Annotated in this window: 9 protein-coding genes; 6 read left to right on the forward strand and 3 right to left on the reverse strand. The window is 63.2% G+C overall.

What is annotated here, in order from left to right; all coding sequences use genetic code 11:
* From cydB to DU490_RS14140, 3 genes are all read right to left on the reverse strand, one after another.
* On the reverse strand, positions 1-1011 hold the full coding sequence (cydB, locus tag DU490_RS14130) for a cytochrome d ubiquinol oxidase subunit II (protein WP_114574920.1): 1011 nt from the start codon (positions 1009-1011) through the stop codon (positions 1-3).
* A gap of 3 nt (positions 1012-1014) precedes the next feature.
* On the reverse strand, positions 1015-2427 hold the full coding sequence (locus DU490_RS14135; RefSeq protein ID WP_114574921.1) for a cytochrome ubiquinol oxidase subunit I: 1413 nt from the start codon (positions 2425-2427) through the stop codon (positions 1015-1017).
* A gap of 224 nt (positions 2428-2651) precedes the next feature.
* The gene (locus DU490_RS14140; RefSeq protein ID WP_114574922.1) at positions 2652-3635 is read right to left on the reverse strand and encodes a calcium/sodium antiporter; all 984 of its coding nucleotides are present in this window, start codon (positions 3633-3635) and stop codon (positions 2652-2654) included.
* A gap of 215 nt (positions 3636-3850) precedes the next feature.
* Between DU490_RS14140 and DU490_RS14145 the strand changes: the two genes are divergently transcribed.
* The 6 genes from DU490_RS14145 to DU490_RS14170 all read left to right on the forward strand — a co-directional run bounded on the left by DU490_RS14145 (position 3851) and on the right by DU490_RS14170 (position 10924).
* Entirely contained in the window at positions 3851-5170 is a 1320-nt protein-coding gene (locus tag DU490_RS14145) for a paraquat-inducible protein A (protein ID WP_114574923.1), read from the forward strand.
* Positions 5167-6840: an intermembrane transport protein PqiB gene (gene pqiB / locus DU490_RS14150; protein ID WP_114574924.1), complete on the forward strand. Its 1674-nt coding sequence runs from the start codon at positions 5167-5169 to the stop codon at positions 6838-6840. Before DU490_RS14145 ends, pqiB begins: the two co-directional genes overlap by 4 nt.
* Positions 6841-6895: 55 nt before the next feature.
* The gene (locus DU490_RS14155; protein ID WP_114574925.1) at positions 6896-7480 is read left to right on the forward strand and encodes a membrane integrity-associated transporter subunit PqiC; all 585 of its coding nucleotides are present in this window, start codon (positions 6896-6898) and stop codon (positions 7478-7480) included.
* A gap of 234 nt (positions 7481-7714) precedes the next feature.
* Positions 7715-9049 carry a DEAD/DEAH box helicase gene (locus DU490_RS14160; RefSeq protein WP_114574926.1) on the forward strand — a complete coding sequence of 445 codons (1335 nt, stop codon included), beginning with the start codon at positions 7715-7717 and terminating at the stop codon, positions 9047-9049.
* A 119-nt stretch (positions 9050-9168) separates the two neighbouring features.
* Positions 9169-9720, forward strand: coding sequence for a hypothetical protein (locus tag DU490_RS14165; protein WP_114574927.1), 552 nt, complete (start codon positions 9169-9171; stop codon positions 9718-9720).
* Position 9721: 1 nt separating this feature from the next.
* Positions 9722-10924: an MFS transporter gene (locus DU490_RS14170; RefSeq protein WP_258801672.1), complete on the forward strand. Its 1203-nt coding sequence runs from the start codon at positions 9722-9724 to the stop codon at positions 10922-10924.
* Positions 10925-11361: the final 437 nt, after the last annotated feature.

An 11361-nucleotide genomic window follows, 5' to 3' on the forward strand; every position in this document is an offset into this window, starting at 1 on the left:
TCAGTGATACCCTTCGCCGACCCTAACCTTGCCGCGGAAGACCCAGTAGGACCAGAAGGTATAAACCAGCACGAAGGGCAGCACGAAGAGCACCCCGATCAGCAGGAACAGCTGCGACTCAGGTGCCGAGGCGGCGTCCCAGATGGTGTAGTCCGGCGGCACGATCATCGGCCACTTGCTGACCACCAGCCCCAGGTAGGTAAAGAGGAACATGCCCAACGTGGCCATGAAGGGCATCAGCTCCCGACGGCGCTTCACCGACCAGTGGACGAAGAACATGCAGAGCAGGGCCAGCGTGGGGAATATCCAGATCCAGCCAAGGTTACCGAACCAGCGCTCCCAGACGAACGGGGTCACCAGCGGCGTCCAGATGCTGATGACGGCAAAGATCGCCAGCACCGCCAGCAGCAGGGGTGCTGTCAACTTGTAGGCCCAGGCCTGAATATAGCCCTCCGATTTGAGGATCAGCCAGGTGGTGCCCAGCAGCGCGTAGCCGATCATGATGCCGATGCCGGTCAGTACCGAGAATGGGGTGAGCCAATCGAAGGCTCCTCCCACGAAGACCCCGTCCTGGGTCTCGAAGCCCTGGATGTAGGTACCCACCACGGCGCCCTGGGCAAAGGCGGCGATGGCCGACCCCCAGCTGAACGCCCGGTTCCACATCCGGCGACCGCGGCGATCGCGACGCGACTTGAAACGCAGCTCGAAAGCCACGCCGCGGAATACCAGCCCCGCCAGCATCAGGAACACACCGATATAGAGCGCCGGCAAGAACACGGAATAGACCAGTGGAAAGGCACCCAGCAATCCTGCGCCCCCCAGCACCAACCAGGTCTCATTACCATCCCACACCGGGGCGACGGAATTCATCATCACGTCGCGGGCATCCTCGTCCGGCGCGAAGGGAAAGAGGATGCCAAGCCCCAGATCGAAGCCGTCCATGAGCACATACATCATGATGCCGAAGCCGATGATGAGCGCCCAGATCAATGACAGGTCGAACATGTCCATGGCTCAGCCCTCCATCTTGGTGGGGTCGTCGTCGAAGGGTGTGCTGGCAGCCGACCATGGCCGCTTGGGGGTCTCGAAGTCGTCGACCAACTTTTCTTCATCCCTTGGCTGCATGCCGTAGCGGATGACCCGCGTCAGATAATAGGTGCCGGCATAGAAGATCACCCCGTACACCATCACGTAGCCGACGAGAGTGAACAGCGCCATGCCACCGGTCAGCGACGGCGTGACCCCTTCCGCGTGAGTCATCATCCCGTAGACCAGCCAGGGGGCTCGCCCCGACTCGGTGGTAACCCAGCCGGCAAGCACCGCAATGAAGGGTGTCACCGACATCAGCCTGAGCACCTGCAAGAATCGGCGGGAGTGATAGATTCGCCCGCCCCGCCGTAGGTAGAGACTGGCCAGGGAGACCGCGATCATCAGGAAACCAAGGCCGACCATCAGTCGGAACGACCAGAACACCAGGGCAACCGGCGGCTGCTCCTCGGGTGGCGCCTCGAGGATGCCCGGCACCTCGCCATGCAGCTCATGGGTCAGGATCAGGCTCGCCGCATAGGGAATGCCGAATTCAAAGCGATTCTGTTGGGCCGCCTGATCCGGCCAGGCGAACAGCAGGAGCGGCGCCCCTTCCCTTGTCTCCCAGTTACCCTCCATGGCCGCCAGCTTGGTGGGCTGGTACTCGAGGGTATTGAGGCCGTGGAAGTCGCCCACCAGGGCCTGGCTCGGCGTCAGCACCAGCAGCATCCACAGACACATGGAGAGCGCCTTGCGGTTGGCTTCCACGTCGCGGCCAATCAGCAGGTACCAGGCGCTGACCCCGGCCACCACGAAACCACCGGTAATGAACGATGCCATGGCCATGTGGGCAAGACGGAACGGAAACGACGGGTTGAAGATCGCCTCGCTCCAGGACGTCACGCGAAAGACCCCGTTGATCACTTCGACCCCGGCCGGCGTGTGCATCCAGCTGTTGGCGGAGAGGATCCAGAAGGTCGAAATGAAGGTACCCACCGCCACCATGATGGCGGCGAACAGATGCACCCCGGGGGGCACCCGGCCACGACCGAACAACAATACGCCAAGGAAAGCCGCTTCGAGGAAGAAGGCGGTGACCACCTCGTAGCTCAGCATCGGCCCCATGAAATTGGCAGTGGATTGGGCGAAGTTGCTCCAGTTGGTGCCAAACTGGAACGACATGACGATACCCGACACCACCCCCATGCCGAACGCCACGGCAAAGACCCGGGTCCAGAGCTGGGCCAGACGGTCCCAGGCCGCGTTGCCGGTCTTGTAGAACAGCGCGTGAAGCACGGCAATGTAGGACGCCAGGCCAATGGTGAAGACCGGGAAGATGGCGTGAAAGGAAACCACGAAAGCGAACTGCAATCGCGACAGCAACAGGGGATCAAGTTCCATGACGTAATGCCTCTTGGCTGCGAAGAATTCACGTCTAAGGGATGCGGATGCACTCCGTGTGCTTTTTGCTTCCGGCAACGCCGTCCTGGCTTGCCGTGACGCATTCCACCTCGACACTGTGGTGAGCCTAGCAGCCCCGCTGGTGTGGTGCCGTACTGCGACGGGCGTTCATTGTCGCAGCACACTGTCGCATCATCCCTGGCCCCTATCGAGTCTCGAGCGTCTCAAGCACCGCCAGACAATACTACAAGCCGTATCATGAAGAGCATGTAGCCGAGGAACAGAGCCAGCAGCACCGCCCCTTCGATACGATTGATGCGTCCCGGGCGCCCCCGCCAGCCCATGGCAAAGACCACCAATAGCGTAGTCATCACCGCCATCAGGCTCCAGTCCCGCAACAGTACCTCACTTCCCACTTCTAGGGGCATGATCACCGCGGCAAGCCCCACGACCCCCAGCGTATTGAAGAGATTCGAGCCGACGACGTTACCCAGCACCAGGTCATGCTCGCCCCGCCGCAACGCGCTGACCGATGCGGCCAACTCTGGTAACGATGTGCCCACCGCCACCACGGTGAGCCCAATGATAAGGTCGCTGACGCCAAAACCTTGGGCGATGGCCACCGCCCCCCACACCAGGATGCGCGAACTGACGATCAGCAGCAGCAAGCCCACCAGGGTCCAGGCAACTCCGACCCTGAGAGACATGCGCTTCACCACCAGGCTCTCCTCGGTCTCCACCGCCAGGGGGTCCGGCCCCGCTCGGCGAGCTTGGAAGATACTCAGCAGGATAAAAGCAGCCAGCAGCACAAGCAGCAGGCTGCCCTCCATGCGCCCGATCACCCCGCCCCACATCAACAGAGCCGACAGTAGCGTCACCCCACCCAGCAACGGTAGTTCCCGGCGAATCACCCCTGAGTGCACCGTCAGCGGCGAAGCCAGCGCCACCAGCCCAAGTATCAGCCCGATATTGGCGATATTTGAGCCGTAGGCATTACCCAGCGCCAGCCCTGGATTGCCCTGCCCCGCCGCCAGTGCCGATACCATCAATTCCGGTGCCGACGTACCGAAGCCGAGCACCAGCATGCCGATCAGTAGCGGCGAAACACCCAGCTGACGAGACGAGGCAGCAGCCCCGTCGACGAAGCGCTCAGCGCTCCATACCAACAGAACGAGACCGCCGATGACAGCGAGAATGGGTAGCAACATTCCATTTCCTCGGGAACATTCAGTGCCGAATGTTTGTATATGGTATGCGTGCCGTCAACATGTCACACTTTCGTTTGACGCCATTGGCATATCGACATCACGCCCACTGCCAACCGGCAGTTAGTGGCGTCCATTTCTTTTCGTCTCAGGTTAAACTCTTCAGGTAAACGACGCCGGTGCCCAGGCAACCCATACAAACGCTCAGAACTGCTGGCTTGCTTCGAGGCGAGCCACTGGTCGACCAGTACCCGCCCGAGGCGCGCACCTCGCGGCGGCGTCTACGCGCCTGCCACGAGTGCGACTGGCTGGTCGCGCTGCCGCCCCTGCGTGGCGGGCAGAAGGCCGACTGTCCCCGCTGCGGGCATACGCTGGCCACGCGTCACCATAGGCCGGCCCAACGTAGCATGGCCCTGGCCGTATCGGCGCTCATCGCGCTCATGCTGGCGGCCTCCTTCCCGTTTGTCAGCTTCAGCGTCGGCGGAATCGGTAACAACATCGAACTTTCCCAGACCGCCACAACGCTAATCGGCTTCCATCAGCCCCTCGTCGCGGTCGCCGTGATCCTGACCATCCTGGTCTTGCCCACCGTCTACCTGCTAGGTGTGATCTGGCTGCAGTTTGGCCTTTTGCGTGGCGAGCCGTTGCCTGTCAGCCGAAATATTGCCCGTTCGCTCTCCCACCTGCACCCCTGGATGATGGCGGACGTGTTCATTATTGGCGCCCTGGTCAGCCTGATAAAGATCGCCGGCATTGCCCAAATCGAGCTCGGTGTTTCCTTCTGGGCCTTCTGCGCTTTCGCCATTCTGCTGCTGTCGACCACACAATCCCTCGATTCAGACTGGATGTGGTTCTCTCTCACCGGAGAACCGTTGGCGCCGGAAGGAGCCCGTACGGGCCAGACCGCGGCCCCTCAGGGCTTGACTGGTTGCCCAACCTGCGGCCTGGTCAACCGAGTCTCACCGCAGGTTACAAGCCGATGTCGACGCTGCGAAGAGCGACTTCACGCCCGCATGCCGCATAGCTTGCAGCGAACCTGGGCCCTGCTGGCCGCCGCCGTGGTGATGTATGTGCCGGCCAACTTCTATCCGATCATGACCACCACCAGCCTGGGGCATACCACGCCCTCGACCATCATTGGCGGTGTCGTCGAGTTGATCCAGATGGGCTCCTGGCCGATCGCGGTAGTGATCTTCACTGCCAGCGCGATCGTACCGGTGGGGAAACTAGTGGCACTGGCCTGGCTGTGCCTGGTGGTGAATCGCAGCGACGAACTCAACGCCGGCACGCGCACGCGTCTCTATCGCCTCACCGAGTTCATCGGCCGCTGGTCCATGGTTGATGTCTTCGTGGTAGCCATCCTGGTCGCCCTGATCCGCGCCGGGTCGCTGATGTCCATCACCCCGGGACCCGCCGCACTGGCCTTCGGCAGTGTCGTGGTGCTGACCATGCTGGCCGCCATGACCTTCGACCCACGCCTGATCTGGGACACGCCGCCGCCGCGTGAAACCCGCGACCCGCAAGGAATCTGTGAATGAGCGAGACACCCCACGAAAACGATACCCGGGACATGCACCGCGCCAAGCCCTCGCCCCAGGCACGTCTGTCACCGATCTGGATAGTCCCTATCGTTGCCATCATGATCGGACTTTGGCTGGTGTACGACAACTATCGCAGTCGCGGCCCGCTGATCACGCTGACCATGTCCAACGCCGAAGGCATCGAGGCTGGCAGCACCCTGATCAAGACCCGCAACGTCGAGGTGGGGCGCGTCGAACGGGTACAGCTTTCCGACGACCTCACCCATATCGTAATTTCCGCGCGCATGGCGCCGGACTCCGAGGCCATGCTGACCGAGGGCAGTCGCTTCTGGGTAGTCAAGCCGCGCATCGGCCGCGAAGGCATCAGCGGCCTGGGCACCGTGCTCTCCGGCGCTTTCATCCAGTTGCAGCCTGGCAGGGGCGAGCAGGGCATACGGGAATTCGAGGTAAGCGACCAGCCCCCGGTGGCCCCGGCGGATGCCGCCGGTGTTCGCGTCAATCTGATCAGCCAGCTCGGCAACTCACTGCGCCCCGGTGACCCCGTCACCTTTCAGGGCTATACGGTGGGACGCGTGGAAGAGACCAACTTCGATGCCAAGGCCCGCCGCATGGACCAGCGCATCTTCATCGAAAGTCCCTATGATCGACTGGTCACCAACACCACACGATTCTGGTCGGCCAGCGGCATCGACCTACGCCTGGACGCCGATGGCATCCGGGTCAATGTCGAGTCCCTGGAAGCCCTGCTGGGCGGCGGGGTTACCTTTGGTGTGCCCGAGGATTTGCCCCGTGGCAATCCGGTGGCAGACGATACCACCTTCAACCTTTATCCCGACGAGGACAGTGCTCGCCAGGGCACCTTCCACCGTTACCTGGAGTACGTGCTATTAGTGGAAGATACCGTTCGCGGCCTGTCCCGTGGAGCGCCGGTGGAGTTTCGCGGCGTGCGCATCGGCACGGTGGCTGCAGTACCTTGGCAGTTTACCGCCTCACAGCCGGCGAGTCGCGATGGCTTCTTGATCCCGGTTCTGATCCGCATCGAACCGCAGCGGCTGGGCGTCGAGAACCAGGAAGTGGATCTCGAGGAGTGGGAGCAGCGCTTCCAACGACTCTTCGATAACGGGCTGCGCGCCTCACTCAAGTCGGGCAACCTGTTGACCGGCGCAATGTTCGTGGATATCAATTTCCATGGTGACGAGGCCGAAAGCTATGTGGCGGAAACCTTCAGCGATCGGGCCATCTTCCCGATCACGTCGGCCGGGTTTGCCCACATCGAATCCCAGGTAACCAACCTGCTGACTAAACTCAACAACCTGGAGATCGAGCCACTGTTGACCGGCCTCGACCGCAATCTAGTCACATCGGAAGCGATGCTCACCGAAGTACGTGAACTGAGCACCTCGCTGCAGGCCCTTCTCGACGATCCCGGCACCCGCGGCCTGCCGAGCAATCTCAACGCGACACTAGTGGCCCTGCAGGAGGCGCTTGAGGGCATGTCGCCTGACTCCAATGCCTATCGCGAACTGACCGGCGCCGCCGAGCGTCTCGATCGGCTAATGCGCGATCTACAACCTGTCACCCGCACGCTCAACGAGAATCCACGGGCGCTGTTGTTCGACAGCCTGGATGCCGACGACCCGCAGCCCCGCGCACCGAGGCGCAACTGAATCAGGAGCAGAGCATGCCATTCACCACGTCGAGACCTGCGCCACGGAGCCGCACATGAGGATATTACTTGGCCTTTTCACCCTGGCTATGCTGCTCGGCCTGAGCGGCTGTGCCACCAGCAGCGCACCCGCCAATCGCTTCATGTTGCCCGACAGTGAGGCCGCTCGCTCCGCGTCCCCGGACGTCGAGCAGGTGCTACTGGTACGCACGCCCCGCCTAGCCCATTATCTGGACGTGGACGGCATCGTACTGCAACTCGACGACATCAGCCTGAATGCGGCACGCCAACATCTCTGGGCCGAACCGCTGGGACGTCAACTCGAACGGGGCATGCGGGCACGACTGAGCGAGCGCCTGGTCGACACCCGTGTCCTGCGCGACGAAGGCGGCCACAGGGGGCCCAATGCGCTGTTGTTGCGGATCGAAGTCGACAGTTTCCAGGGTCGCTACGACGGCCTGGCGGTGGCCAGCGGCCAGTGGCAGCTGCTGGCAGCGGATGGGGAACTGGTGGCCATGGACAACTTCCGCGTCGAGACAGAGCTCGACGATGACGGCTACCCCGCCTTGGTGAGAGCCCTGGGGAGGAGCTGGGACCAGGTAGCCGACCAAGTGGCCGCAACCGTAAGCCGCCACCGATGAGGGGACGAGTACGCTACGCTAGGACCCTGAACAAATCGCCAAGCGTGATGAAGCAGCACTAAGCGGCGGCGTCGGAACAAGCTGCGCAACTGTTATCACTGTGGCATAATACGCCTTCGCGGCAACCTGTAGTCCCTCCTGCTGCGCCCTGAACCGAATTTTTCACGCCTTGGCCCGGGACTGGTCATGTGCAAGATGCACATGGCACGGCGGAGGCGTATCTGCGGAGACCGCATGACCTTTTCCGAACTCGGCCTGCGCGCCGAACTGCTCCGTGCCGTCGAGGCACAGGGCTATACCATTCCGACCCCCATTCAGCGCCAGGCGATTCCTGCCGTTCTCAATGGAGGTGACCTGCTTGCCAGTGCCCAGACCGGTACCGGCAAGACGGCCGGCTTCACCTTGCCGATGCTACAACGCCTGGCAGAAGGACCCCGGCCCGGCAAGCGTCAGATTCGCGCCCTGATACTGACGCCGACCCGTGAACTGGCCGCCCAGGTGGGTGAAAGCGTAGCAGACTACGGCAGCCACCTGACCATGCGCTCCCACGTAATCTTCGGCGGCGTCGGCCAGCAGCCCCAGGTGGATGCCATCCGCCCCGGTTTGGATGTGCTGGTGGCCACGCCCGGGCGGCTGCTCGACCTGCACCAACAGAAGCACGTGGACCTTTCCCACGTCGAGATTCTGGTGCTCGACGAAGCCGATCGCATGCTGGACATGGGCTTTATCCACGACATCAAAAAGATCCTGCGCGTACTCCCCGAGAAGCGCCAGAATCTGCTGTTCTCGGCCACCTTCTCCAATGAGATCCAGGCGCTTGCCGGCAAGCTGCTCGACAACCCGGCCATGATCGAGGTGGCTCGGCGCAACACCACCGCCGAAACCGTCGATCAGTCGATCTATCGCGTCGACAGGGAGAAAAAGCGAGAACTGCTGGCACATTTGATCACCCGGCACAGCTGGAACCAGGTGCTGGTCTTCACCCGCACCAAGCATGGTGCCAACAGGCTGGCCGAGCAACTCTCCAGGCAGGACATTCCTGCCATGGCGATTCACGGCAACAAGAGCCAGTCGGCGCGCACCAAAGCGCTGGCCGCCTTCAAGACCGGCGACCTGCAGGTGCTGGTAGCGACCGACATCGCAGCACGCGGCCTCGATATCAGCGAGCTGCCCCACGTGGTCAATTTCGAGTTACCCAACGTCGCGGAAGACTACGTCCACCGCATCGGTCGCACCGGCCGCGCCGGCAGCGACGGCCAGGCCGTTTCACTGGTCTGCGTCGACGAGCATGGCCTGCTCAAGGGCATCGAGCGGCTGATCAAGCGCGACCTGGCCAAGCATATCGAGCCCGGCTTCGAGCCCGACCCCAATGCCAAGCCCGAACCCATCGAGAATGGACGCGGCGGGCGCAGTGGGCGCTCCGGCGGACAGGGGCAGCGCGGCAATGGCGGTAACAGCAGCGGTGGTCGCGGCAACGCTTCGCGTAGCAGCGAAGGCAACCGCAACGGCGACGACAGTCGAGCGCCACGCCGACGCCGCAGCCGTGGCCAAGGAGTTCGTCAAGCCTGATTTGGCGCAAGGTAGATTCCTGAGATATATGGCAATGTAACCTGCCAATTTATATCGTGCTGATAAGGGGATAATAGGATGAACGCGTATCATCGTGCCTCTTTGGACAAGCCTCGCCAATGTTGAAATGGCTGACCGGCAAAAAGCCCATTCCGGTCTGGGTCATCAAGCAGATCGACGATGGCCTGCTCCACCTTTGCGGGCAGGCCACAGTCGAGCCGCAGACGAAACGCAACGCCGTTCTCACGGAACTGCATGAGCGTCGTTACCAAGGAGCGGTGAACATGGCCGGCGGCGGCCTCGTCCTGAACGCTCGACTCTTTGCCGCCTTGGTACCGCTGGAGGCGCTTGAGTTCGATACCCAGGCCCAGGCGCACTGGCAGGGGCGGACCTGGCATGTCTCTCAGGTCCCCCAGCGTTGCTGGACCTTCGACGGCCCCTTGATCGCGCAGCATCAACGACAGGGCAACCAGGAACTGCTGGTCAGTACCGAGGATGTCTCCGGTATTCGCCGTCAGGTCAAGGCCAGTCTTGACCCCGGCGTAGTGACGTTCGGCACCCCCACCAACGAGCACCCCTTGATTGCACCCCGCCACGGCGAGCATACCGAGGCGTCAAGCATATCCAGCAAGCCGCCCAAGGGACGGGAGTGGCGAGGCGACGACGGCTGATATGAAGCGCAACACCGCTCGCATGGTGCTGTTCCTGTTCCTGATGGTATTGGTCGGCCTCAACCTCAGGCCGGCACTCTCGTCACTGGCTCCCCTGCTGGTCAGGCTGCAGCTGGATACCGGCCTCTCCCCGCTGGCCATCGGCGCACTCACCACCCTGCCCGTCCTCTGCTTGGGCATCTTCGCCCCCCTGGCACCCTGGCTTGCCAAGCGAATGGGGCCTGAGAACACCCTGACACTAGCCCTCGGCGGTCTGATCGCCGGCCTGTTGCTGCGCGGGATCCCTGCCACGCCGCTGCTTTTCTTCGGCACGCTACTGGTGGGCGCCGCCATCGGCGTGGCAGGCACGCTGCTGCCGGCCCTGGTCAAGCGTGAGATTCCCGCCGGTGCCGACCTGATGACCGGTGTCTATACCATGGCCCTGTGCCTGGGGGGCGCCCTCGGTGCCGGTCTCAGCATCCCGATGACGGACTTGCTGGGAAGCTGGCGACTCAGCCTGATCAGCTGGTCGCTGCTGGGTATGACAGCCCTGCTGGCCTGGATCGTGCTCATGCCACGTACGCCTCTAACCGCTCCCCAGCCGGCTGGCGGCGGTTCCCTGCGCCAACTGCTCTCTCAGCCGCTCGCCTGGCAGGTCATGCTCTATATGGGGACCCAATCGTCACTGGCCTATATCGTCTTCGGCTGGCTACCGACCCTGCTTCAGACCCGGGGCTACGGGGAGTCAGAAGCAGGCTGGATGATGGGCGCTTCGGTCATGGTGCAGCTCATCTCGGCCCTGGGGGCACCCTGGCTTGCGCGCTTAAGCCGTGACCAGCGCCCCGCCCTGATGCTGGTGCTGGGCTGTGTCGGCGCCGGCCTCTGGCTGCTGCTGCTCGGCCCCACGAGCTGGCGCTGGGCCGGTGTGGTACTGCTCGGCCTTGGCCAGGGCGGCTGCTTCAGCCTGGCATTGACGCTGATCGTACTGCGCACCGCCAACTCGCGCCTGGCCGGCAAGCTCTCCGGCCTGGCCCAGGGCGGCGGCTACACCCTGGCCGCCATGGGGCCACTGGCAATCGGCGTCCTGCTGCAGTTCGACATCAGCCTGAGCATCGTCACCACCGCCCTCCTGCTGATCGTCGTCGCGTCCGCCGTCTTTGCCCTGCTGGCCGGGCGCAACCGGCGCCTGGACGTGAATGAAGCGGGCCAGCTGGTGACACGTTAATCGTTCGCGCCTTGGCGGAAGCCGCCGACACTGGCAGTGGTCGCCACATCGGCAACACCGCCGGGAGGCCTGCGGCCTCCAGTCGTGATCTGAAGATACTCCAACAGCGGCGTGGCAACGTTGGTGGAGAGGACCGTTGTCGGAGCGCTGGTTTCCATCGCGACTGGCGCCGCCAGGCGCCTTGGCGGAGGCGGCCGACGCTGGCGGTGGTCGCCACATCGGCAACACCGCCGGGAGGCCTGCGGCCTCCAGTCGTGATCTGAAGATTCTCCAACAACGGTGTGGCACCGTTGGTGGAGAGGACCGTTGTCGGAGCGCTGGTTTCCATCGCGACTGGCGCCGCCAGGCGCCTTGGCGGAAGCCGCCGACGCTGGCGGTGGTCGCCACATCGGCAACACCGCCGGGAGGCCTGCGGCCTCCAGTCGTGATCTGAAGAT

It is taken from the genome of Halomonas sp. DQ26W (genome assembly GCF_003339685.1).
Lineage (GTDB): Bacteria > Pseudomonadota > Gammaproteobacteria > Pseudomonadales > Halomonadaceae > Halomonas.

Excerpts from the sequence above, each read along its gene's own strand:
- cydB (WP_114574920.1), bottom strand. The coding sequence starts at position 1,011 with ATGGACATGTTCGACCTGTCATTGATCTGGGCGCTCATCATCGGCTTC.
- DU490_RS14135 (WP_114574921.1), bottom strand. The coding sequence starts at position 2,427 with ATGGAACTTGATCCCCTGTTGCTGTCGCGATTGCAGTTCGCTTTCGTG.
- DU490_RS14140 (WP_114574922.1), bottom strand. The coding sequence starts at position 3,635 with ATGTTGCTACCCATTCTCGCTGTCATCGGCGGTCTCGTTCTGTTGGTA.
- pqiB (WP_114574924.1), top strand. The coding sequence starts at position 5,167 with ATGAGCGAGACACCCCACGAAAACGATACCCGGGACATGCACCGCGCC.
- DU490_RS14155 (WP_114574925.1), top strand. The coding sequence starts at position 6,896 with ATGAGGATATTACTTGGCCTTTTCACCCTGGCTATGCTGCTCGGCCTG.
- DU490_RS14160 (WP_114574926.1), top strand. The coding sequence starts at position 7,715 with ATGACCTTTTCCGAACTCGGCCTGCGCGCCGAACTGCTCCGTGCCGTC.
- DU490_RS14165 (WP_114574927.1), top strand. The coding sequence starts at position 9,169 with ATGTTGAAATGGCTGACCGGCAAAAAGCCCATTCCGGTCTGGGTCATC.
- DU490_RS14170 (WP_258801672.1), top strand. The coding sequence starts at position 9,722 with ATGAAGCGCAACACCGCTCGCATGGTGCTGTTCCTGTTCCTGATGGTA.